This is a genomic window from Pseudomonas sp. Marseille-Q5117 (assembly GCF_946901175.1).
In the GTDB taxonomy this organism is placed as follows: Bacteria; Pseudomonadota; Gammaproteobacteria; order Pseudomonadales; family Pseudomonadaceae; genus Aquipseudomonas; species Aquipseudomonas iranensis.
Map to the genome: position 1 here is coordinate 136468 of NZ_CAMPPP010000017.1, position 24500 is coordinate 160967.

At 61.5% G+C, this 24500-nt stretch carries 19 protein-coding genes; 2 read left to right on the forward strand and 17 right to left on the reverse strand.

Going from position 1 to position 24500, the window contains the following annotated elements; all coding sequences use genetic code 11:
- Positions 1-15 precede the first annotated feature (15 nt).
- The 15 genes from mdoH to hutC form a co-directional block, all read right to left on the reverse strand.
- The gene (gene mdoH, locus OC605_RS23195) at positions 16-2586 is read right to left on the reverse strand and encodes a glucans biosynthesis glucosyltransferase MdoH (RefSeq protein ID WP_186568633.1); all 2571 of its coding nucleotides are present in this window, start codon (positions 2584-2586) and stop codon (positions 16-18) included.
- Positions 2579-4360: a glucan biosynthesis protein G gene (locus OC605_RS23200; protein WP_160768503.1), complete on the reverse strand. Its 1782-nt coding sequence runs from the start codon at positions 4358-4360 to the stop codon at positions 2579-2581. The genes mdoH and OC605_RS23200 overlap by 8 nt, the downstream gene beginning before the upstream one ends.
- Positions 4361-4710: 350 nt before the next feature.
- Positions 4711-5148: a D-aminoacyl-tRNA deacylase gene (gene dtd, locus OC605_RS23205; RefSeq protein WP_122601419.1), complete on the reverse strand. Its 438-nt coding sequence runs from the start codon at positions 5146-5148 to the stop codon at positions 4711-4713.
- On the reverse strand, positions 5145-6116 hold the full coding sequence (pip, locus tag OC605_RS23210) for a prolyl aminopeptidase (RefSeq protein ID WP_024011249.1): 972 nt from the start codon (positions 6114-6116) through the stop codon (positions 5145-5147). Before pip ends, dtd begins: the two co-directional genes overlap by 4 nt.
- Positions 6117-6383: 267 nt before the next feature.
- Positions 6384-7187: an N-formylglutamate deformylase gene (hutG, locus tag OC605_RS23215; protein ID WP_186568629.1), complete on the reverse strand. Its 804-nt coding sequence runs from the start codon at positions 7185-7187 to the stop codon at positions 6384-6386.
- Between the two features lie 10 nt (positions 7188-7197).
- Positions 7198-8403: an imidazolonepropionase gene (hutI, locus tag OC605_RS23220; protein ID WP_262139727.1), complete on the reverse strand. Its 1206-nt coding sequence runs from the start codon at positions 8401-8403 to the stop codon at positions 7198-7200.
- A 131-nt stretch (positions 8404-8534) separates the two neighbouring features.
- On the reverse strand, positions 8535-10067 hold the full coding sequence (gene hutH, locus OC605_RS23225; RefSeq protein ID WP_262139729.1) for a histidine ammonia-lyase: 1533 nt from the start codon (positions 10065-10067) through the stop codon (positions 8535-8537).
- 116 nt (positions 10068-10183) lie between these two features.
- Positions 10184-11707 (reverse strand): histidine ammonia-lyase, encoded by a 1524-nt coding sequence (gene hutH / locus OC605_RS23230; protein ID WP_262139730.1) that lies wholly within the window; start codon positions 11705-11707, stop codon positions 10184-10186.
- Positions 11708-11891: 184 nt separating this feature from the next.
- Positions 11892-12722, reverse strand: coding sequence for a glycine betaine/L-proline ABC transporter ATP-binding protein (locus tag OC605_RS23235; RefSeq protein WP_042608737.1), 831 nt, complete (start codon positions 12720-12722; stop codon positions 11892-11894).
- Complete coding sequence (locus tag OC605_RS23240; RefSeq protein WP_016772087.1) at positions 12719-13570, reverse strand: ABC transporter permease; 852 nt, start codon at positions 13568-13570, stop codon at positions 12719-12721. Before OC605_RS23240 ends, OC605_RS23235 begins: the two co-directional genes overlap by 4 nt.
- Positions 13571-13638: 68 nt before the next feature.
- Positions 13639-14607: an ABC transporter substrate-binding protein gene (locus OC605_RS23245; RefSeq protein ID WP_133337353.1), complete on the reverse strand. Its 969-nt coding sequence runs from the start codon at positions 14605-14607 to the stop codon at positions 13639-13641.
- A 71-nt stretch (positions 14608-14678) separates the two neighbouring features.
- Entirely contained in the window at positions 14679-16151 is a 1473-nt protein-coding gene (locus OC605_RS23250; protein WP_262139733.1) for a purine-cytosine permease family protein, read from the reverse strand.
- Positions 16152-16300: 149 nt separating this feature from the next.
- On the reverse strand, positions 16301-17989 hold the full coding sequence (hutU, locus tag OC605_RS23255; RefSeq protein WP_016772090.1) for a urocanate hydratase: 1689 nt from the start codon (positions 17987-17989) through the stop codon (positions 16301-16303).
- Between the two features lie 476 nt (positions 17990-18465).
- On the reverse strand, positions 18466-19038 hold the full coding sequence (locus OC605_RS23260) for a HutD family protein (RefSeq protein ID WP_262139735.1): 573 nt from the start codon (positions 19036-19038) through the stop codon (positions 18466-18468).
- Positions 19035-19745: a histidine utilization repressor gene (gene hutC / locus OC605_RS23265; protein WP_162999786.1), complete on the reverse strand. Its 711-nt coding sequence runs from the start codon at positions 19743-19745 to the stop codon at positions 19035-19037. The genes OC605_RS23260 and hutC overlap by 4 nt, the downstream gene beginning before the upstream one ends.
- A 146-nt stretch (positions 19746-19891) precedes the next feature.
- Here hutC and OC605_RS23270 point away from each other — a divergent pair, with 146 nt between their 5' ends.
- A complete protein-coding gene (locus OC605_RS23270; protein WP_130927682.1) occupies positions 19892-21256 on the forward strand; it encodes a formimidoylglutamate deiminase in 1365 nt (454 codons plus the stop codon).
- A gap of 121 nt (positions 21257-21377) precedes the next feature.
- Here the strand turns inward: OC605_RS23270 and OC605_RS23275 are convergent, their stop codons facing one another.
- Together OC605_RS23275 and OC605_RS23280 are read right to left on the reverse strand one after the other, a co-directional pair.
- Positions 21378-21947: a lipocalin family protein gene (locus OC605_RS23275; RefSeq protein WP_016772094.1), complete on the reverse strand. Its 570-nt coding sequence runs from the start codon at positions 21945-21947 to the stop codon at positions 21378-21380.
- Positions 21948-21976: 29 nt separating this feature from the next.
- Positions 21977-22231, reverse strand: a complete 255-nt coding sequence (locus tag OC605_RS23280; protein WP_016772095.1) for a hypothetical protein — start codon at positions 22229-22231, stop codon at positions 21977-21979.
- Between the two features lie 282 nt (positions 22232-22513).
- Between OC605_RS23280 and OC605_RS23285 the strand changes: the two genes are divergently transcribed.
- The gene (locus OC605_RS23285) at positions 22514-24406 is read left to right on the forward strand and encodes a methyl-accepting chemotaxis protein (protein WP_262139739.1); all 1893 of its coding nucleotides are present in this window, start codon (positions 22514-22516) and stop codon (positions 24404-24406) included.
- The last annotated feature ends 94 nt before the right edge of the window (positions 24407-24500 follow it).

Below are 24500 nucleotides of genomic sequence, written 5' to 3' on the forward strand. Positions count from 1 at the left end.
GGGGTTTTTTTCTTATCAGGCCGGCTGAGCCTGCAGGCTCACCGGTCGCAGCGGCAGCAACGGCGCATGCGGATCGGCTTTCACCGAAGCGCGCCAGGCGTCCAGCCACTCAGCGTGACCTTCGGCCCAGACCTGCTCATGCAGGCGTGCCAGTGCGACAGGGTCGCTGAGCAGTTGCAGACGATCATGGTTGTTCAGCCCGGCCGGGCCGACCTTGATCGCGTGTCGCACACGTTCCTGACGCAGCCACTCGATCGGCTCGGCCTGGCCGTGACGCGAGGTCGCCAGCGAGCACGCCAGGGCGTTCTGCTGTGGATCGACCACGGCGCGGACGAAGCCGTCGTTGAGGGCGTGATAGCGGTTCTCGTGGGTGTACTGATCGGTTGCCAGCAAGGCCTGTGGCGGATTGTATTCCTCAGGGATGAGGAACAGGCTCTCGTCACGGGTCTTCAGGCCCAGGCCGACACGGCTGGAGATCACCGATACCGGGATCGACAGCATCAGCGAACCGACGATCGGTACCAGCCACCAGAGGAAGCTCGGGTTCAGCCAGATCACCAGCAGCGCCCACAAGAAACCCAGCAACGTCTGCGGACCGTGGCGCTTGACCGCTTCGCTCCACGGCGTCGAGTCGTCGTCACGCTGCGGCGAGTTCCAGGTCGCGGCCCAGCCGAGGAACGCGGCGAGGACGAAGCGGGTGTGGAAAATCATCCGCACCGGCGCCAGCAGCATGGAGAACAGCATCTCCAGCAGCATCGACAGGGTCACCTTGAACTTGCCGCCGAACTCTTTCGCGCCCTTGGCCCAGATCAGGATGATGCTCAACAGCTTCGGCAGGAACAGCAGCACGATGGTCGTCGAGAACAGCGCGATGGCCTTGTCCGGGTGCCATTGTGGCCACAGCGGATAGAGCTGACGCGGTTCGAGGAAATACTGCGGCTCCATCAGCGTGTTCACCGCCAGCAGCGCGGTCGACAACACCAGGAAGAAGAACCACAACGGCGCCGACAGGTAAGACATCACGCCGGTGAGGAACACCGCGCGGTGCACCGGGTGCATGCCCTTGACCAGGAACAGGCGGAAGTTCATCAGGTTACCGTGGCACCAGCGACGGTCACGCTTGAGCTCGTCGAGCAGGTTCGGCGGCAACTCTTCGTAACTGCCCGGCAGGTCGTAGGCAATCCACACGCCCCAGCCGGCACGACGCATCAGCGCAGCTTCGACGAAGTCGTGGGACAGGATCGCACCGGAGAACGCGCCCTTGCCCGGCAACGGCGCCAGAGCGCAGTGGTCGATGAACGGCTTCATGCGGATGATCGCGTTGTGACCCCAGTAGTGGGATTCACCCAACTGCCAGAAGTGCAGACCGGCGGTAAACAGCGGGCCGTACACGCGGGTCGCAAACTGCTGCATGCGCGCATACAGGGTGTCCATGCCCGACGCACGCGGCGCGGTCTGGATGATCCCGGCGTCCGGCGTGGCTTCCATCAGGCGCACCAGACTGGTCAGGCACTCGCCGCTCATCACCGAGTCGGCGTCGAGCACGACCATGTACTTGTAGTCACCGCCCCAACGACGGCAGAAGTCGTCGAGGTTGCCGCTCTTGCGCTTCACACGACGGCGGCGACGGCGATAGAAGATCTTGCCGAAGCCCTTGGCCTCGCGGCAGACATCCAGCCAGGCCTGTTGCTCGGCGACGCAGATATCGCTGTCGTTACTGTCGCTGAGGACGAAAAAGTCGAAGCGATCCAGATCACCGGTGGCCGCTACCGATTCGAACGTCGCACGCAGACCGGCGAATACACGCGGCACGTCTTCGTTGCAGATCGGCATCACCAGCGCAGTACGCGCATCTTTCGGAATCGGCTCGTTACCAGCGCTTTTCCCGGAGATACGGTATTTATCGTGGCCGGTGAGCAACTCGAGGAAGCCCATCAGCGCGGTCCAGAAACCCGCCGACACCCAGCAGAACAGAATCCCGAACAGAATCAGGATACTGGTTTGCAGTGCGTACGGCAGCACTTGCGTGGCGGTTTGCAGCAGCGGCTGATGCAGGACTTCTTCCAGATCGACGAACGACCAGCCCTGGTACGGCATGATGCCTTTCATGTACCAGCCGGCAACGATGGTCTGGCCGAGCATCAGCAGCAACAGAATGTAGCGGCGGATCGAACCGACGGTGCGCCAGCGCGCGGCCGGCAGGACGTTTTCGTCTTTTGGCGGCTGCGGCGGATTGGTGCGACCGGTCAGACGGCGCCAGCCACGCACCAGGATATTGGTGCGCCATGGCTCCGGCACGACCTTGGTGCGGCGGATCGGCGGCGTCGCCTTGAGGCTGACCCGACCACTGGCGTCGAGCACCAGCATTTCCGCTTCAGCCAGTTCTTCGGCAGTGCTCAGGGTCAGACGCTTGCCCACCGAAGCCTGGGCGGCTTCGGCAGGGGCGTCGAATGTCGAGGACGACAGGCGTTCATGCAGCTCGCTGAACGACTGGCAACCCGCGAGTTCCGCGCGTTGCTCGTCGGTCATCGGCAGATGCGCCAGATACTCGGACAGAGTCTCTGGCTGTACTGGTGAATTACTCATCGGCAGGCAACTGATAGCTCCAGGTCTCGGTCAGGACTTCTTCAGTCGGCGCCGATTCCGGTGTGGCTGGGGCCGCGTCGGCAGCGACTGGCTGCTTGGCGTCTTTGTTGGCCTTGTCCTTGGCGTCGGCTGCGGGCTTGGCTTCAGCCTGTTTGGCTTCGGCGGCCTTGGCTTCCTTGTCGAGTTTTTCCTGTTGCTTGGCGGCAACCTTGTCAGCCTTGGCAACCGACGAGTTGGACGCCGGCACCGATTTGCCCAGATCTGCGGTGACCACTGGCTGAACCAGGGCGGCACGCATTTCGGTTGCCTTGCTCGGATCTTTGATCTTCATCCGCAGGGTCAAGCGCCAGCCCTTGGTTTCCGGGTTGTAGCGCACGCTGTTCTCGACCAGTTCGGCGTTGTCACCGACGCTGACCTGACTGCGCACGTCGGCATCCGGCGTCAGTGCCGCCAGCGATGGACCTTCGAAGTCGACCAGATAGGCCACGCTGCCATCGGGCTGACGGATCAGGTTCGATTGCTTGACGTCACCGGTCGAACGCAGGGTCTGTGCCACCCAGGCGCTGTCCGGCGCGTGAAGTGCTGCTTCGTCCATGGTCCAGTGCATGCGGTAGGCGAAGTCCAGCGGCTGGCCTGGCTCCGGCATTTTTTCCGGGCTCCAGAACGCAACGATGTTGTCGTTGGTTTCGTCAGCGGTCGGAATCTCTACCAGATCGACAGTACCCTTGCCCCACTCGCCCTTCGGCTCGATCCAGGCACTTGGACGCTTGTCGTAGCGGTCGTCGAGGTCTTCGTAGTGGCTGAAATCACGGCCACGCTGCAGCAGACCGAAACCACGCGGGTTCTCGACGCTAAAGTTGCTCACAGCCAGATGTTTCGGGTTGTTCAGAGGGCGCCAGATCCACTCGCCGTTTCCGGCATGGATCGACAGACCGCTGGAGTCGTGCAGTTCACGACGGTAGTTGAGCACTTTCGACGGCTGGTTGGCGCCGAACAGGAACATGCTGGTCAGCGGCGCGATACCCAGTTTGCCAACCTTGTCACGCAGGAACATCTGCGCTTTGACGTCGACGATGGTGTCGCTGCCCGGGCGCAGGATCAGACGGTAGGCACCAGTGGCACGCGGCGAGTCGAGCAGAGCAAAGATCACCAGGTGCTTGTCGCCCGGCTTGGGCTGCTGAATCCAGAACTCGCGGAAACGCGGGAACTCTTCACCCGACGGCAGCGCAGTATCGATCGCCAGACCACGGGCCGACAGACCGTAGGTGTGGCCCTTGCCGACGACGCGGAAGTAGCTCGCGCCGAGCATGGTCATGATCTCGTCTTGCTTGTCGGCCTTGTTGATCGGATACAGCACACGGAAACCGGCGTAGCCCAGTTGCTCGGTGGCTTTCGGATCGAATTTCAGATCGCCGAAATCGAAGCGGCTCGGATCGTATTTGATTTCCGAGACAGTGTTTGCGGTGATTTCGTTGATTTTCACCGGCGTATCGAAATGCATACCCTGGTGATAGAAGGAGAGTTTGAACGGCGTCTTCTGATCGGCCCACTCAGCCTTTTCGGTGAGGAAGCGGATCTTCTGGTAGTCCGCGAACTTCATTTCGCGGAATTCGTTCGGCAGGTTGCTGCGCGGGGCTTCGAACTTCTGCCCGGCCAGCTCTTTGGCCTTGGCCGATACGTCGTCAAGATTGAACGCCCAAAGCTGACCGGCGCTGAGCAGGCACAGGAGCGCCGAACCCGCTACCAGAGCACTTCGCATGCGTTTGGCAGACATTTTTGCTGCATTACAGGGACTAACAATCACGAGCAACCCTCGCCGAAAACAGATCAATAAACCAACGGCCAGATGAAGTGCCTGTAGGGTTTTCGGAAGTAAAAAACCGACCTTTCAGGGCACCCTTGCCAAGTTGGCGAGCATTGTTCCGACTCCGCCGGGGCAAAATGATTCCCCAATCGGATCCAGACAAGTCTCTACCTAAGTCAAAACGGATCAACGAATGTCGATCCCCGCAGCGCGCGATTATCTAGTAGCCCGGATGACAACGCATCAGGGGTAACAAAGTATTTATCGCGAAAACAGCCTAAAAACAGTCGAAATTGCCGAAAAACATGTTTCAGGCACTGTCAGGTCTGTAACAGGAAGGTTACCGGGCCATCGTTGACCAGGTGCACCTGCATATCGGCGCCGAATCTACCTGATGCCACAGTGCCATGCACCTGTTTCGCCTGACTCAATAAATAGTCGAACAATTCTTCACCCAGCGCCGGCGGTGCGGCCGTGGAAAAGCTCGGACGCAGGCCGCTTTTGGTGTCGGCGGCGAGGGTGAACTGAGAGACCAGCAGCAACCCGCCACCCACATCCGCCAGGGACAGATTCATCTTGCCCTCGGCGTCACTGAATACTCGATAGTTAAGCAGCTTATGCAGAAGTTTGTCGGCGCTGGTACGCGTGTCGTCGGGTTCTACCGCAACCAGCACCAGCAAACCCTGATCGACCGCGCCGACTACCTCGCCGGCGACCTCTACCCGCGCGCCGCGTACGCGTTGCAACAGCGCCTTCATGCTTCTTCGAGTGGCAGGTCGAGCAGGCGCTGGGCCATTTTGCTCGCGGCGCGCACCAGCGCATCGGTGATGCCCGGCTCGGACGCGGCGTGGCCGGCGTCGCGGATCACCTGCAATTCACTGTTCGGCCAGGCCTGGTGCAATTCCCAGGCGTTGTCGAGCGGGCAGATCACGTCGTAGCGACCGTGGATGATCACGCCGGGCAGATGAGCGATCTTGCCCATGTCGCGGATCAACTGGTTCGGCTCAAGGAAGGCGTTGTTGGTGAAGTAGTGGCATTCGATCCGCGCAATCGACAGCGCGCGCTGCGGCTCGGAGAAACGATCGACCACCAGCGGGTTCGGGCGCAGGGTCGCGGTGCGCCCTTCCCAGGTCGACCAAGCCTTCGCCGCATGCATCTGGGCGATCTGATCGTTGCCGATCAGGCGTTTGTGGAAAGCGTTGAGCAGGTCGTCGCGCTCGTCCAGCGGGATCGGCGCGATATAGTCCTGCCAGTAATCGGGGAACAGACGGCTGGCGCCGGCCTGATAGAACCATTCGATTTCCTGCGGACGGCAGAGAAAGATCCCGCGCAGAATCAGGCCATGCACCCGCTCCGGGTGGGTTTGCGCGTAGGCCAGCGCCAGGGTCGAACCCCATGAGCCGCCGAACAGCACCCATTTTTCAATGCCCAGGTGTTTGCGGATGCGCTCAAGGTCTTCGACCAGATCCCAGGTGGTGTTGTTTTCCAGGCTGGCGTGCGGGGTGGAGCGACCGCAGCCGCGCTGGTCGAAGGTGACAATGCGATACAGATTCGGATCGAAATAGCGTCGGCTCTGGGCGTCACAGCCGGCGCCGGGGCCACCGTGGATGAACACCACCGGTAAACCCTCCGGCGAGCCGCTTTCATCGACGTACAGCGTATGGGTGTCATCGACAGCCAGATCGTGCCGGGCGTGGGGTTTGATCTGCGGAAACAAAGTCTGCATTGCGCGCTCCGTAAGGGGTCGAGGTCATCCCTGGGGGGACTCGTATTATTCTGCCGTTGGGCATCATAAACCCGATTTGCGTCAATGAGCATGCTCCGGGGCCTGATCGTTCCCACGCTCTGCGTGGGAACGCCTCTTGGGACGCTCCGCGTCCAGTGACGCGGAGCGTCACGGGCTGCATTCCCACGCAGAGCGTGGGAACGATCAAATTCGGCCTGGTTGTCGGCTGAACGGACGTCTTCGCGAGCAGGCTCGCTCCCACAGGGGTTAGGCGCTGTAGTGAGATTTTGCCCAGGCCAGGTAGCCCTGCAGCAATTCCCTGAGCACCACCCGCGTCGGCTCCGCGAGGTCGGCGCGGTAGCGGAACGGTTCGAACTCTTCCATGTAGGTGGACTGGCACAGTTCCAGCTGCACGGCGTGGATGTTCTGCGCAGGGTCGCCGTATTGGCGGGTGATGTGTCCGCCCTTGAAGCGACCGTTGAGCACATGGGTGAACTGCTCGTGCTGCGCGCAGATCGCTTCCAGTTGACTGGCCAATTGTGGATCACAGCTGGCGCCATTGAAGGTGCCAAGGTTGAAGTCTGGCAGTTTGCCGTCGAACAGGTGCGGGATGATCGAGCGGATCGAGTGCGCATCGAACAACAGCGCGTAGCCGAATTCGGCTTTCAGTCGCGCCAGTTCCTCCTGCAAGGTGCGGTGATACGGCGTCCAGATCTGCTCCAGGTATGTTGCGCGCTCCTCTTTCGACGGCTCCTGCCCCTCCTCAAACAACGGAATGCCGTCGAACAACGTCGCCGGATACAACCCGGTGGTCGCCCCGGCATACAACGGCTTGTCGTCGGACGGCCGGTTGAGGTCGATGACGAAACGCGAATACTCGGCAGCCAGGGTGCTGGCGCCCAGTTCCTCGGCAAAATCGTAGAGCTGCGGAATATGCCAGTCGGTGTCCGGCAGGCTTCTCGCAGCGGGGATCAGCCCGGCCTCGACCGTTGGGGTCAGACGCACACCCGCATGGGGCATGCTGATCAGCAGCGGCACGCGGCCTTGTTTGAAACTCAGAACCTTGTCCACAACCGTTCTCCTACAGATTCGATTCGACGCCGTGACGCACGACGCGCTTGTCCAGATCGCCACCGAGCCAATAGGCCAGATCCGCCGGACGCTCGATGTCCCACGCGACAAAGTCGGCGACCTTGCCAACTTCCAGCGAGCCATGGGTCTGCGCCATGCCCAACGCCTGCGCGGCATGGATGGTCGCTCCGGCCAGAGCTTCTTCCGGGGTCATGCGGAAACAGGTGCAGGCCATGTTCAGCATCAGGCGCAACGACAGCCCCGGCGAGGTGCCGGGATTGAGGTCGCTGGCGATGGCGATCTTCACCTTGTGTTTGCGCAGCGCGTCCATCGGCGGCAATTGGGTTTCGCGCAGGAAGTAGAACGCGCCCGGTAGCAGCACGGCGACGGTGTCGGCGGCGGCCATGGCGATGGCATCGTCCTCGTCCATGAATTCCAGATGATCGGCGGACAAGGCTTTGTAGCGCGCGGCGAGGCTGGAGCCATGTAGCGAGGACAATTGCTCGGCGTGGAGTTTCACCGGCAGACCGAGTTGTTGCGCGGCGACGAACACCCGCTCGACCTGCTCCGGCGAAAACGCCAGGTATTCGCAGAACGCATCCACGGCATCGACCAGACCTTCGGCGGCAAGGGCCGGGAGCATCTGCTCGCAGACCAGATCGATGTAGTCGTCGGCGCGATCCTTGTACTCCAGCGGCAACGCGTGCGCCGCCAGGCAAGTGCTGCGCACGCTGATCGGCAGCTCTTCGGCCAGGCGCCGGATGACCCGCAGCAGCTTGCGCTCGTTGGCCAGATCGAGACCGTAGCCCGATTTCATTTCCACCGTGGTCACGCCGTCGCGCATCAGGCTTTTCAGGCGTTTGGCGGCGCTGGCGAACAGCTCGTCCTCAGTGGCGTCGCGAGTGGCGCGCACGGTGCTGGCGATGCCGCCGCCCTGCGCAGCGATCTCGGCATAGCTGACGCCTTGCAGACGCTGCTCGAACTCGCCGCTGCGGTTGCCGCCGAACACGGTGTGGGTGTGGCAGTCGATCAGACCGGGGGTGACCCACGCACCCTGCAAATCATTGACCGCCGGGTATTCGCCGGACGGCAATTGGGTGCGCGGGCCGATCCACTCGATCAGCGTGCCGGACGTCACGATCGCGGCGTCCTCGATGATCGAATAGGCGCCGTTGGCCATGGTTGCGACGTGGCAGTGTTGCCAGAGGGTTTTCATCCCGGTTCCTCTTATAGTGATCGTTCCCACGCGCAGCAAAGGAATGCAGCCCGTGACGCTCCGCGTCACTGGACGCGGAGCGTCCCTTGAGGCATTCCCACGCAGAGCGTGGGAACGATCAGTGGGTAGGGTTAAAGGCTCGGCAAAAGCTTCGCCGGCACCAGCTCGGTCAAACACCGCGACGCCAGCAATTGCGTCGCCGCATTGATGTCAGGTGCAAAGAAGCGGTCCTTCTCATAGAACGGCACTTCCTTGCGCAAAATCGCCCGTGCCTGTTCCAGCTTCGGCGAGGTCTTCAGACCGTTGCGCAGATCCAGGCCCTGCGCCGCCGCCAGCCATTCCACGGCGAGAATGCCGCGAGTGTTCTCGGCCATTTCCCACAGACGCTTGCCCGCCGCTGGGGCCATCGATACGTGGTCTTCCTGGTTGGCCGAGGTCGGCAGGCTGTCCACCGAATGTGGATGGGACAACGCCTTGTTTTCGCTGGCCAACGCCGCAGCGGTGACCTGGGCGATCATGAAACCGGAGTTCACCCCGCCATTGGCCACCAGGAACGGCGGCAGTTGCGACATGTGCTTGTCCATCATCAGCGAGATGCGCCGCTCGCTCAGCGAGCCGATTTCAGCGATGGCCAGCGCCATGTTGTCAGCGGCCATGGCCACCGGTTCGGCGTGGAAGTTGCCGCCGGAAATCACGTCGCCTTCAGCGGCGAATACCAGCGGGTTGTCGGAAACCGCGTTGGCTTCGACCGCCAGCACTTCAGCGGCCTGACGGAACTGGGTCAGGCAGGCGCCCATGACTTGCGGCTGGCAGCGCAGCGAGTACGGGTCCTGGACCTTGTCGCAATTCTGGTGCGAGGCGGAGACTTCGCTGCGCTCACCGAGCAGATCGCGGTACGCGGCAGCGGCATCGATCTGACCTTTCTGCCCACGTGCAGCGTGAATGCGCGCGTCGAACGGCGAGCGCGAACCGAGCACGGCTTCAACAGTAAGACTGCCCAGCGCCACTGCACCGGCAAACAGATCTTCGCCTTCGAACAAACCGCGCAGCGCAAACGCCGTGGAAACCTGAGTACCGTTGAGCAGCGCCAGACCTTCTTTCGCCGCCAGGGTCAGCGGCGTCAGACCAGCCACTTTCAGCGCTTCGGTGGCTTCAAGCCATTCGCCCTTGTAGCGGGCCTTGCCCTCGCCCAGCAGCACCAGCGACATGTGGGCCAACGGCGCCAGATCCCCCGACGCACCGACCGAACCTTTCAACGGAATATGCGGATAGACCTCGGCATTGATCAGCGCGATCAGCGCATCGATCACCTGCCGACGGATCCCGGAAAAACCCCGGCTGAGGCTGTTGACCTTGAGCACCATGATCAGTCGCACCAGCTCATCGCTGATCGGCTGGCCGACGCCGGCCGCGTGCGAGAGCACCAGCGAACGCTGCAGGTTTTCCAGGTCTTCGCTGGCGATGCGCGTCGAGGCCAGCAGGCCGAAACCGGTGTTGATGCCGTAGGCGGTGCGGTTCTCGGCGAGGATCTGTTCGACGCAGGCGACGCTGGCCTCGATCTGCGCGCTGGCGCTGTTGTCGAGGGTCAGTGTGACCGGGTTCTGATAGACGTCACGCAGTTGGGCCAGGCTCAGTTGGCCGGGGATCAGGTTCAGCGCAGTCATTAAAATGCTCCTGTCAGGCATTGTTATTAACTACCAGTCGCTCCGGAGCATTCCGTTATCCGTCGCTTCTCGTCTTGTGAACGATCCACGCCTTGGCACGCTGGTATGGGTAGTTGTCAGTGCAAGTTCGGTAGGACGTTGTGCGGCAGATTCGGGTTTTTCAACACGGTCGCAGCGGCGGCGATATCCGGCGCCAGCCAGCGATCCTGATCGTAGGCGGGGACCGTTTCGCGCAGCAGTTTCCACGCGCGGTCAGTGCCCACACCAAAGCGCTGTTCCTTGAGGAATTCAAACGCCTGCGCCGCCAGCAGATATTCAATCGCGAGGATCTGCGTGCAGTTTTCCAGCGCACGATGCAGCTTCAGCGCGGCGTTGGTGCCCATGCTCAGGTGATCTTCTTGCAGGCCCGAGGTGATGTAGTTATCGAGCACCGCCGGTTGCGCCAATTGGCGGTTTTCCGCACACAGCGATGCGGCGACGTATTGCACGATCATCATCCCCGAGTTGACCCCGGGATTGGCCACCAGAAACGCCGGCAAACCGCTGACGTGCGGGTTGACCAAGCGATCGAGACGGCGCTCGGCGATCGAGCCGATTTCGGCCATGGCAATCGCCAGCAGATCCGCCGCCATCGCCACGGATTGACCGTGCGGATTGGCCTGCGACATCACCCGGAAATTGTCCGGCGTGCCCAGCAGTAACGGGTTGTCGGTGCAGCCGTTGAGTTCGGCTTCGACCTGTTTGATCGCATGCTCCAGTTGATCACGGGCGGCGCCGTGAACCTGCGGGATCGAACGAATGCTCAGCGCATCCTGAGTGCGAATGCCTTTGCTCGCGGCGATCACTTCGCTGCCATCGAGCAAGGCGCGCAGGTTGTTGCCGACCTGCTGCATGCCCGGATGCGGCTTGAGCGCAATGATCTCGGCATCGAACGCATCGATCTGGCCGCGCTGGGCTTCGAAACTCATCGCGCCAATGACATCGGCCCATTGCAGCAGCCGCGTAGCATCGGCAATCGCCAGGCAGCTGAGGCCGGTCATGCACGGCGTGCCGTTGACCAGACACAAGCCATCCTTCGCGCCGAGCTGCACGGGTTGCAGGCCCTCCTCGGCCAGCGCCTGTTGCGCCGAAATGATCCGCCCGCGATAGCTGACATTGCCAACGCCCAGCAGCGCGATGCCGATGTGCGCCATGTGCGTCAGGTAACCCACCGAACCCTGCGACGGCACCTGCGGGGTGATGCCGCGATTGAGCAGCGCCAGCAGCCCTTCGACCACGCGCCGATGCAGGCCGGATTTGCCGTGGCTGTAGTTGTGGATCGCGGCGCAGATGATTGCGCGGGTCTGCTCGTCGCTAAGCACCGGGCCAACACCGCAGGCATGGCTGAGCAGGGTGTTGCGCGAGAGCTGGCTGAGCTGTTCGTCTTGCAGCGAGACGTTGGACAGACCGCCCAGACCGGTGTTGACGCCATAGGCGCGCTCGCCGCTGGCGACGATGCGCTGAACGATGGCCTGAGCGTTGTCGATGCGCGCCCAGGTGTCGCTGGACAGTTCCAGCGGCGCACTGTGACGGGCGACAGCGACCACGTCCTGCCAGCGCAGAGGGCTGCCGGTGATAACGATTTTTTCAGCCTGGGACATCTTTAACCTCATACCAATTCTGTTGATGCCGGTAACCCTGTGGTGAGGGGATTTATCCCCGTTCGGCTGCGAAGCAGTCGTAAAACCGGCCACCGCGGTCTGTCTGACAGATTTGCGGGCATGGTTTGGGGCGGCTTCGCCACCCAACGGGGATAAATCCCCTCACCACATAGGCCACTCAGCGTCACACCACCGCCGCGCGCCGCTGTACGAACCGGTCGACATACTCATCAGCCGGCGAATGCAGGATCTCTCTTGGCGTACCCACCTGGATCAACCGGCCATCCTTGAGAATCGCGATGCGATTGCCGATGCGCACTGCTTCGTCGAGGTCGTGGGTGATGAAGACGATGGTTTTGTGCAGGGTCTTTTGCAGCTCCAGCAACTGGTCCTGCATCTCGGCGCGGATCAGCGGATCCAGCGCACTGAATGCTTCGTCCATGAGGATGATGTCGGTGTCCGCCGCCAATGCACGGGCGAGGCCGACGCGCTGACGCATGCCGCCGGAGAGCTGGTGCGGGTATTTGTTTTCGTAGCCTTTGAGGCCGACGGTGTTGATCCAGTGCAGCGCGCGTTCGGCGCAGACCTGCTTGCTCTCGCCGCGCACTTTCAGACCGTAGGCGACGTTATCGAGCACGGTCTTGTGCGGCAGCAGGCCGAAGCTCTGGAACACCATGCTGATCTTGTGCCGACGAAATTCGCGCAGGGCTTCCATGTCGTACTGCAGGATGTCCTCGCCATCGACCAGAATCGCCCCGCTGGTGGGGTCGATCAGGCGATTGAAATGCCGTACCAGGGTGGATTTGCCCGAGCCGGACAGGCCCATGATCACGAAGATTTCGCCGGTGCCGATGCTCAGCGACAAGTCGTTCACGCCGACCACGCAACCGGTTTCGTTGAGCACCTGATCCTTGCTCTTGCCCTGGCCGACCATGGCCAGCGCATCCTTGGCGCGGTTGCCGAAAATCTTGAAGACGTTGCGTACTTCGATCTTGCTCACGCTTGCGTTGCTCATTTGCTCACCTCGTGGCGTGGCCGACCGTACGCTTGAGTGATGCGGTCGATGACCACCGCGAGAATCACGATCGCCAGCCCGGCTTCGAGGCCACGGCCGACGTTGAGGGTCTGAATCCCCACCAGCACGTCTTCACCGAGGCCGCGGGCGCCGATCATCGAGGCGATCACCACCATCGACAGGGCCATCATCGTGGTCTGGTTGATCCCGGCCATGATGCTTGGCAGCGCCAGCGGCAGTTGCACGCCGAACAGTTGCTGCCAGCGGTTGGCGCCGAAGGCGTTGATCGCCTCCATCACTTCACCGTCGACCTGGCGAATGCCCAGATCAGTCAAGCGAATAAGCGGTGGCGCGGCGTAGATCACCGTGGCGAAAATCGCCGGCACCTTGCCCAGGCCGAACAGCATCAGCACCGGAATCAGGTAAACGAAACTCGGCATGGTCTGCATGATGTCGAGCAGCGGCATCAGCACCGAACGCAAGCGATTGCTGCGCGCTGAGAGGATCCCCAGCGGGATGCCGATCAGCACCGAAATGATCGTCGCGACCATCATCAGCGCCAGGGTCTGCATGAGCTTGTCCCAGAGGCCAACCGCACCCACCAGAAACAGCAAGCCTACAATCACGGCGGTGGTCACGACTTTGCGCGTGGCGTGCCAGGCGATGACACCGACGATTGCCAGCATCAACCACCACGGCGCCGCACGCAGCAAACCTTCGAGACTGACGATGGCCCACAGCAGCGTGTCGGAGATATGCCGGAACACGTCGCCGTAGTTGGTCACCAGCGAATCGACCCAACCGTTGACCCAGTCGGCGATGGAAAAGGTAAAGCTTTCGGGAAACATAAGGGACTCTCAATCAAGGGGTTGCGATCAAGCGTCCGGCTGCCGTGCTGGCAGCCGGGAAACCTGACCTACAAGGCCGCGTCGATTTTCTTGGCTGCGTCGTCGCTCACCCATGCGTGCCAGACTTCAGGATGTTCCTTGAGGAAGATTTTCGCCAGTTTTGCCGACTCGATACGTTCCTTGGCCATGCGCCCGAGGTTCTGATTGAGCAGGTCGATCGGCAGGTTGACCTTTTCCAGCACGGCGACCAGTTCCGGGGCTTCGTCGTGGAAGGTTTTCGACAGGCCGACCTTGATGCTGACGGTCTTGTCGACGCCGGGTTTCTCTTCCAGTTTGACCGCGTCGATCTGGCCCATCAGCGGCGTCGGCGACCAGTAGTAGAAGAGGATCGGCTCGCCGCGCTTGTAGCTCGACAGCACTGCCGCATCCAGCGCGGGGCCTGTGCCCGGGCGGAAGTTGGTGTAGCTGTTTTCCAGGCCGTAACTCTTGAGCATTTCGCTGTTGTCGAGCTCGCAGGTCCAGCCGGCCGGGCAGTTATAGAAGCGGCCCTTGGACGGCTCTTCGGCGTCCTTGAACACGGCGGAATACTTGCCCAGATCAGCGATGTTTTTCAGGTCCGGGGCTTTCGCCTCGAGCTTGCGCTTGGCGTCGCCTTCGATCACGTAACGCGGCACATACCAGCCTTCGACCGCGCCCACCACCGGCGCGCCGACGCCGATGACCTTGCCGGCCTTCTCGGCCTTGTTCCAGACCTCGCTACGGCCGACCCACTCTTCGGCGAACACTTGAATATCGTTACTGCTCAGGGCGTTTTCCATGGTGATGGAATTGCCCGGCAGGCTGTCGGTCTTGCAGCCGTAACCTTTCTCCAGCACCACTTGCATAACGTCGGTCAGGAGCATGCCGCTTTCCCAGTTCAGCCCGGCGAATTTCACCGGTTTGCCCGATTCGCACCAGCCGGCGGCTTGCGTCGCACCGGCACTGGCCAACAGGCCCATGGACAGCAATGTGGTCAGCAGGGTCTTGTTCGATTTCATTGTCGTGACGCTCCTAATCATGAATGGGCTTACGGCAGTTCAAGAGGCATCCAGCCTGGTCCACGTCCAGATCAGGCCTGCGCCGCAGCGCGACCGGCCCCGCTCGTTTTTGCTTGTTGGGTGCTGTTCTGCTCGACCGGCAGAATCAGGCGATCGGGCACTGCGCTGTGCCATTTATTCGCGCAGAAGTAATAGACGGCGGCCGGGAGAACCAGACCGATGATCCAGGAAATGTCCACATCACCGAGGGCGGCCACCAGCGGCCCGGTGTAGAACTTGGTCGAGATGAATGGCAGCTGCACCAGCACGCCGAACACATAGACGCTGATACCGAGCAGGTTCCAGCGGCCGTAGCGGCCGTTCGGATCGGCCAGCGCCGGCACGTCGTAACGCTCGCGGGTGATGCAGTAGTAGTCGACCAGATTGATCGCGCTCCACGGGGTGAAGAAGGCGAGCAGAAACAGGATGAACGACTTGAACGCACCGAGGAACGAGTGCTGCCCGAGCAGGGCAATCAGGGTTGCCGCGCCGACAATGAACAGCACGAACACCAAGCGCTGCATGCGGGTAACCGTCAGGTGTCCTTTGAAGCCACTGATGATGGTGGCGATGCACATGAAGCTGCCGTAGGAGTTCAGCGTCGAGATGGTCACCTTGCCGAACGCGATGCTGAAATACAGCAGCGCGGCGGTGGCGCCGGTGCCGCCTAAACCAACGATGTAAGCGACTTCGTGACCGGCGAATTGACCGTTGGCCGAAGCGGCGGCAAACACGCCGAGGATCATCGCCACCTGGGCGCCGATCACCGAGCCTGCGCCAGCGGCGAAAAAGGTTTTCACCGATGAAGTGGCGCTCGGCAGGTAACGCGAGTAGTCCGCTACATACGGGCCGAAAGCGATCTGCCAGGACGCCGCCAGCGACACCGCCAGCAGAAAGCTGCTCCAGCTGAAATGACGAATCTGCAGGAGCGCACCAACGTCGGTCTGGCTCATCAGCCGCCAGAACAGGAACACAAAAGCGATCACGCCAATCACGCTGGCGACGCGGCCGATCCAGTGGATTACCCGATAACCGAGCACCGTGACCAGCACGATGACACTGGCGAAAATCAGGATGCCTACACTGTCGCTGACACCGAACAACTGCCCCAGCGCCTGCCCGGACAGCACCGTACCGGTGGCGGTGAAACCCAGGTACATCAGGCATACCAGCACGATTGGAATTGCCGCGCCATAAACGCCGAATTGCACACGGCTGGAGATCATCTGCGGCAAGCCCAGTTTCGGCCCCTGCGCGGCATGCAGCGCCATCACGCCACCGCCGAGCAGTTGGCCGATCAAAAGACCGATCAACGACCAGAACACATCACCGCCAAGCACCACGGCCAGGGCCCCGGTGACGATCGCGGTGATCTGCAGGTTGGCGCCCATCCACAGGGTGAACTGGCTGAACAGACGACCGTGTCTTTCCGCTTCCGGGATGTAGTCGATCGAACGCCTTTCGATCAACGGAGTACTGCCTGCACGTTCGTTGTTAACCGCCATGATTCAACCTCTGTGGATTGCTGTTCGGGTTCACTGAAATTCCTCTGTGGGAGCGAGCCTGCTCGCGAATCGGGTGTATCAGTCACAGCAGTAGCGACTGACACGACGCCTTCGAGAGCAGGCTCGCTCCCACATAAAACCAGAGCGTGTTACCCGCCAGTGATCATCGGCAGATTCAGCCCCTGCTCTTTCGCACAGTCGATGGCAATCTGGTAACCGGCATCGGCATGGCGCATGACGCCAGTCGCCGGGTCGTTATGCAGCACGCGAGCGATGCGCTCGGCAGCCTCATCGGTACCGTCGCAGACGATCACCATCCCCGAATGCTGCGAGAAGCCCATGCCGACACCGCCGCCGTGGTGCAAGGAGACCCAGGTCGCGCCGCTGGCGGTGTTCAGCAGCGCGTTGAGCAGCGGCCAATCGGACACAGCGTCGGAACCGTCCTGCATCGATTCGGTTTCGCGGTTGGGACTGGCTACCGAGCCGGAGTCGAGGTGGTCGCGGCCGATCACCACGGGTGCCGACAGCTCACCGCTACGGACCATTTCGTTGAAGGCCAGACCGAGCTTGGCGCGCTGGCCCAGACCGACCCAGCAGATACGCGCCGGCAGACCCTGGAAGCTGATGCGCTCGCGGGCCATGTCCAGCCAGTTGTGCAAATGCGCGTCGTCGGGGATCAACTCTTTGACCTTGGCGTCGGTTTTGTAGATGTCCTGTGGATCACCCGACAGCGCCGCCCAACGGAACGGGCCGATGCCACGGCAGAACAACGGACGGATGTAGGCCGGCACGAAGCCCGGGAAATCGAAAGCGTTTTCGACGCCTTCTTCCTGAGCCATCTGACGGATGTTGTTGCCGTAGTCGAAGGTCGGAATGCCTTGCTTCTGGAACTCCAGCATGGCTTTCACATGCACCGCCATCGACTGCTTGGCTGCCTTGATCACAGCGGCCGGTTCGGTCTTGGCGCGAGCGCGGTACTCGTCCCAGCTCCAGCCGGCCGGCAGGTAACCATTGAGCGGATCGTGGGCGCTGGTCTGGTCGGTGACCATGTCCGGGCGCACGCCACGCTTGACCAGCTCCGGCAGGATTTCCGCCGCGTTGCCGAGCAGGGCGATGGAAATCGCTTTGCCTTCTTTGGTGTATTTGTCGATGCGCGCCAGAGCGTCGTCGAGGTCTTTGGCTTGCTCATCGACGTAACGGCTTTTCAGGCGGAAATCGATGCTGACCTGCTGGCATTCGATGTTCAGCGAGCAGGCGCCGGCCAGGGTGGCGGCCAGCGGTTGTGCGCCGCCCATGCCACCGAGGCCGGCGGTGAGCACCCAGCGCCCCTTGAGGTCGGCGTTGTAATGCTGGCGCCCGGCTTCGACGAAGGTTTCGTAGGTGCCCTGAACGATGCCCTGGCTGCCGATGTAGATCCAGCTGCCGGCGGTCATCTGGCCGTACATGGCCAGGCCTTTGGCGTCGAGTTCGTTGAAGTGTTCCCAGCTCGCCCAGTGCGGCACCAGGTTGGAGTTGGCGATCAGCACGCGCGGCGCGTTGCTATGAGTCTTGAATACGCCGACCGGCTTGCCCGACTGCACCAGCAGGGTTTCGTCGTCGTTCAGATTAGTCAGGCTTTCAACGATCTTGTCGTAGCACTCCCAGTTCCGCGCAGCGCGGCCGATGCCACCATAGACCACCAATTCTTTCGGGTTCTCGGCGACTTCCGGGTCGAGGTTGTTCATCAACATGCGCAGCGGCGCTTCAGTCAGCCAGCTCTTGGCGGTCAGCGTGTTACCGCGTGCGGCGCGGATCTGCACGTCACGAAACTTGTTGCTGTTCTGGGTATTGTCAGTCACGAAAAAGACTCCTCAGCGATCAATTCAAACCAACCCTGGCAGTGGGCAGCAGCCTGCGCGCTGTGCTGCGCGACAAGCGAATCAGTGGACGCTGCGGAGAGTCTCGACCGACTCATACGCATACGTCTTTACTTGTACATACAAGCATATGCAATCAAGCGGCCAACTTGCTGGAAGACTGTTCAGGAAAAATCACGTGCATGGCTGGAGAGCGCCTGAATCGAGGGTTCTGGCGTGGTTGAAATTTTCCGGGAGGAGATTCTGAGGAGATGCGGCTGGGCCAAGTGAGCGTGGTTTTGCGCCACGCTGGGGCGTTCGGTAACAAGTTGGTGCGTGGAGGGAAACAAGAGTGGGGATGGCTTTTGTGGCGAGGGGATTTATCCGCGCCGGGCTGCGCAGCAGACCGCTTTTTTAAATCAGGAATGGGGCCGCTTCGCGACCCAGCGGGGATAAATCCCCTCGCCACAGGGGTGTGTTCAGTTCTGGAGGAGTTCGATCACGCAGCATGCGGCGTTGGTGGAGACTTCGACCAGCCCACTGTTACCGTCCAGTTGCAGACAATCATGCCGACCGAGCTGCGAAACGCCGTCGCCAACACGCACGTCCATCCGCTCACTGACACTGAACACCAGCACCGTCGATGCCGAGCTGAAGAACCGCTGCTCACCGTCCAGCCACTGCAATCGCGCGCTGTAACGTTGCGGCGCGTAGATCAGATTGAAGTCGCGAATCGCACCGCCGAGCAAGGTGCAGGACACCTGACTTTCGCCGCTGAAGGCGAACGGGTCCAGCGGTAACAGTGGGCGGGTATCGTCACCGTCGACGCACAAGGTCATGCCGTCGCCCTGCAACACGGTGATCACTCGCTGGTAACCGGCGAATGTCGAGAAACCGCCCGATTCGGTGATGTCGGCAATCGACAGACGCCAGCCGAAACCGTCCAGGCCAGCGCCGGCATCACGGGTGATTTCCTCGGTGCTGCCGCCGCCGTTTTTCCACGGCATGCGCGGGTAGCCTTCGGCGCGTAGAAGCTTCACTTGATAATTCATTTATGAAAGCGCCCTTCCAGACGATGACGCGAGCCCGGGTGGATCAAACGCGCCGCCGTCACGGGTTGACGCCCCGACCAGGTTCGCCGGCGTATCAGCAGACACGGCTCGCCCTTTTCGATCTGCAGCAACTTGCACTCCGACGGCTCGGCCAGAATCGCTTCGACCACGTGCTCGCCTTCGGTCAGCGGTGCGACCTGGTTGAGATAGGCGTAGGGCGTTTGCAGGGTGAAGTCCTGCTTGAGGTATTCCGGCGCGACCAGGGCGTTGACGAAACGGTCTTCGATTTGCACCGGAATGCCGTTTTCGTAGTGCACGATCAGCGAGTGGAAGACCTTCTGGCCTTCGCGCATGTCCAGCGCCAGCGCGCGTTCGGAACCGGCGGCCTCTTCTTCGAGGGTGATGACCTGGCAGGTATGGCGATGGCCGCGCGAGGCGATTTCATCGGCGATGTTGTGCACCTCGAACAGCGCGGACTGGCTCTTCGGCTCGGCGACAAACGTGCCCACGCCTTGCATGCGCACCAGCAGGCCGTCGGCGGTCATCTCGCGCAGGGCGCGGTTGATGGTCATGCGGCTGAAGCCGAGCTGGCTGACCAGTTCGCTTTCGGACGGCACGCGGTAGTGCGGCGGCCAGTTACCGCTGTCGATCTGCTGGGTGATCATCTGTTTGACGCGGGCGTACAAAGGCGCCGGACTGTCGCCCATGTTCGCGGCCAACGGAGAAACTGGAGGCGGAGTCGGCACGGTTGATCCCTGTTCATTGGATGAAAGTGACTAGCTTGCCGGAGTTTACCGGGCAGGCAAACGTCTGTATATGTATATACAAATAACACACGATGGGGTGCCGAACGATGTCCGCCTTCTTTGCCGAACGCGCACTGCTGCCTGAGGGATGGGCCAACAATGTACGTCTCGAGGTCAGCGCCGATGGCTTGTTGACCCGAATCCAGGCCGATTCCAGCGCAGACGGCGCCGAACGCCTGCGCGGGCCGTTGCTGCCGGGAATGCCCAACCTGCACTCTCACGCCTTCCAGCGCGCCATGGCTGGATTGGCCGAAGTGGCCGGCAACCCCAACGACAGTTTCTGGACCTGGCGCGATCTGATGTACCGCCTCGTCGGAAAAATCAGCCCCGATCAGCTCGGCATCATCGCCCGTCAGCTGTACATCGAAATGCTCAAGGCCGGTTACACCTCGGTTGCCGAATTTCACTACGTGCACCACGACAGCAACGGCCAGCCGTACGCCGATCCGGCGGAACTGGCGTTGCGCATCAGCCAGGCCGCCAGCGAAAGCGGCATCGGTCTGACCCTGCTACCGGTCCTCTACAGTCATTCCGGTTTCGGCGGCCAGACGCCCAACGATGGTCAGCGTCGCTTTATCAACAGCACTGAAAACTATCTGAATCTGCAAGCGCGGTTGCAGCCGTTACTGGCGCAGCAAAAGGCGCAATCGCTGGGCCTGTGTTTCCACTCGTTGCGTGCGGTGACGCCGCAGCAGATCAGCGAAGTGTTGGCGGCCAGCGACAAACAATGCCCGGTGCACATCCACATCGCCGAGCAGCAGAAAGAAGTCGACGATTGCCTGAGCTGGAGCGGTCGCCGTCCGTTGCAATGGCTCTACGAGAACGCTGAAGTCGATCAGCGCTGGTGTCTGGTCCACGCCACCCACGCCAACCCGCAAGAAGTCACGCTGATGGCCAACAGTCGCGCAATCGCCGGGCTGTGCCTGACCACTGAAGCGAATCTGGGCGACGGGATTTTCCCGGCGGTGGACTTTCTTGCCCAGGGCGGGCGCATGGGCATTGGCTCCGACAGCCATGTCTCGCTCAGCGTGGTGGAAGAGTTGCGCTGGCTTGAATATGGCCAGCGCCTGCGCGATCAGCGGCGCAATCGCTTGTATGGCGCGCAGCAGCCGATGGTCGGTCGCACCCTGTATGACGCGGCGCTGGACGGCGGTGCACAGGCACTGGGGCAGCCGATTGGCGCGTTGGAAGTGGGCAAGCGCGCGGACTGGATTGTCCTGGATGGCAACGATCCGTATCTGGCGACGGCTTCGGGGGACGGGATTCTCAATCGCTGGCTGTTCGCCGGCGGCGATCGCCAGGTGCGCGATGTGCTGGTCAATGGTCAGTGGGTGGTGCGCGATGGCCGGCATGCCGACGAAGAGCAAAGCGCCCGAGCCTTCACCCAGGTCCTGCGCGATCTCTTGGGCTGACCCAAAACCAAACTGTGGGAGCGAGCCTGCTCGCGAAAGCGGTGTATCAGTCCATATTCATGTCGACTGATACACCCTCTTCGCGAGCAGGCTCGCTCCCACAGTTGGTTTGTATCGAGGCTTAATTGGACGTCTTGGCCATCTGCCGATCCGACGCCCGCCAGATCAGGCGTGTGGTGTCGTAACCCTGCTGACGCGCCTTGCTCAGCAATTCTTCACGCACTACACCGTTGACGGTCGGTGTGCGTGACAGCAGCCACAGGTACTTGCGACTCGGATCGCCGACGATGGCGGTCTTGTAATCGTCGCTGACGTACAACACCCAGTACTCGCCCTTCGCCACACCCGGCACCAGGCGCGAGAACCAGTTATCGAATTCGACCCAGAGCTTGTCGGTCTTGCCCGGCACTTGTGGATAAGCCGTGCCCTTGGCCTCTTCCCACTGCCACTCCGGGGTCAGGCAACGATTGAGCACGCCGACATTACCGTCAGGCTTGAGGGTGTAATGGGCTTCGGATTGCGCGCAGTGGCGCTGGAAGTACATCGGCAAGCGTGCCAGTTCATACCAGGTGCCCTGATAACGCTTAAGATTGACGCTGTTGACGGTCTTGGGCGCCAACGGGTCGACGCCGGAAGTGGCGCAGCCAGCCAGTACCAGGCCAGCAAAAAGGATCAGCAATAACCGCTTCATTTTTTTCTCCGTGGGCGCGAAGCCCCGGTTTACTTCAGGCCTTGGCCGGAAAACATCAGCACTTTGTCACCGGCGTATTGCACGCTGATAAAGCTGTTCTTGTCGCCCCAGGTACAGCTGGACATACCGAGCGCGCCCGAGCAATCAGTGGGCTTGCCGAGAAGGGTTTCCACTTCGGACTTGGCCATGCCGGCCGAGAGCTTGGAGTAGTTTTCCTGATTGACCTTGCTGCATGCGGCCAACAGCACGCAAAACGACAGCAGGGCGATAGATCGCAGCGACATGGTGAAACTCCTGGAACGAGGGGGGATGGCATGGTGCCAACCAGAAGCTTAGAAGAGAAAAGTGTCATCTGGTTCCGTGACCGAACGCCTATTTATCAGCCCGCCCGTCCGGCTTTTGCCGGTAAATCAAAAACTTTGTGAAGCCGTCGAGCATTTCGTCGACTTTCCCTGCAAACGCCTAATCTTTGGCGCGGCGCGGTCGAAAATAAGAGCAGCGCAACGCTGCCGAATATGGCAAATTGCCGCCCTTTCCTGACCAGCCCCTTCGCGGTAGTTCATTCGATGACCAGAAACATGAAATTCAGCCACAAGATTCTGCTGGCTGCTGCCCTTGTGGTGGCCGTAGCGTTCGCCTGTTTCATCTTCTTCAACGACTATCGCCAGCGTCAGGCCTTGAGCAGCAGCACCGAAGCGACCATGCAGGAGCTGGGCAGCCTGACCACCAGCAACATTCAGACGTGGCTGGAAAGCCGCATTCAGCTGCTGCAATCGCTGTCGCAGCAAGTCGCCGTTGACGGCAACGCGCCCGCCAGCCTCAAGCGCATCATTGACCTGCCCGCCTACACCGGCAATTTCCAGCTCAGCTATTTTGGCGGTGCCGACGGCGTGATGTTCTCGGTGCCGGCCGGCAACCGTGCGCCGGACTACGATCCACGGGCGCGCGGCTGGTACAAAGCGGCCAACAGCGCGCAGCAGACCATCGTCACCGAACCGTACATTGCCGCTTCGTCGGGCAAGCTGGTGATCACCGTCGCCACCCCGGTACAGCGTCAGGGCCAGATGCTCGGCGTGGCCGGAGCCGACATCGATCTGACCAGCGTCAGCGCGATCATCAACTCGCTGAACTTCGGCGGCCACGGTCACGCATTCATCGTCAGCGCCGAAGGCAAGATCCTGATTCACCCGGACAGCAAGCTGGTGCTCAAGACCCTCGCCGAGGCCTATCCAAACGGCGCGCCTCAAGTCAGCCCGGGCCTGAAAGAAGTCGAGTTCGACGGCAAGACCCAGTTGATTTCCTTCACTCGCGTCAACGGAGTGCCATCGGCTGACTGGTACGTGGCGCTGGTGCTTGATAAAGACACCGCGTTCTCGATGCTCAGCGAATTCCGCACCTCGGCGCTGATCGCCATGGTCATCGCCGTGCTGATCATCATCGGCCTGCTTGGCATGCTGATTCGCGTGCTGATGCAGCCACTGCTGACCATGGGCCGCGCGATGCATGACATCGCTGAAGGCGAAGGCGACCTGACCAAGCGTCTGGTGATTTACGGCAACGATGAATTCGGCGCGCTGGGCACTTCGTTCAACCGCTTCGTCGAACGCATTCATACGTCGATCCGCGAAGTGTCCTCGGCCACCGGCCAGGTCAACGAAGTCGCCCTGCGTGTGGTCGCTGCCTCGAACTCGTCGATGTACAACTCCGACCAGCAGGCCAGCCGCACCAACAGCGTCGCCGCCGCGATCAATCAGCTCGGCGCCGCCGCTCAGGAAATCGCCCAGAACGCCGCCCTCGCCTCGCAGCATTCCAGCGATGCGCGCAGCCTCGCGGTCGACGGCCAGCAGGTGGTGGATAAAACCATCCACGCCATGCAACAGCTGTCGGCAAAGATCAGCGATTCCTGCGGCAACATCGAAACCCTTAACAGCAACACGGTGAACATCGGTCAGATTCTCGAAGTGATCACCAGCATCTCCCAGCAGACCAACCTGCTCGCACTCAACGCCGCCATCGAAGCCGCGCGCGCCGGTGAAGCCGGACGCGGTTTCGCCGTGGTCGCCGACGAGGTGCGCAACCTCGCGCACCGCACCCAGGATTCGGCGCAGCAAGTACAGAAGATGATCGAAGAGTTGCAGGTCGGCGCACGTCAGGCAGTAACCATCATGACCGAGAGCCAGCGCGAGAGCGAAAGCAGCGTCGGCATCGCCAACCAGGCCGGCGAGCGTCTGGGCAGCGTGACCCAGCGCATCGGCGAAATCGACGGCATGAACCAGTCGGTGGCCACCGCGACCGAAGAACAGACAGCCGTGGTCGAGTCGATCAACGTTGATATCAACGAGATCAACACGCTGAATCAGGAAGGCGTGGAGAACTTGCAGGCGACATTGCGCGCCTGTTCGGATCTTGAGCAGCAGGCGGCGCGGTTGAAGCATCTGGTCGGCAGCTTCAGGATTTAAACTGCGGGCTCAGGCCTCTTCGCGAGCAGGCTCGCTCCCACAGGTATCTCCGGTGGGTACACAATTTGTGTGCACCACCAAATCCTGTGGGAGC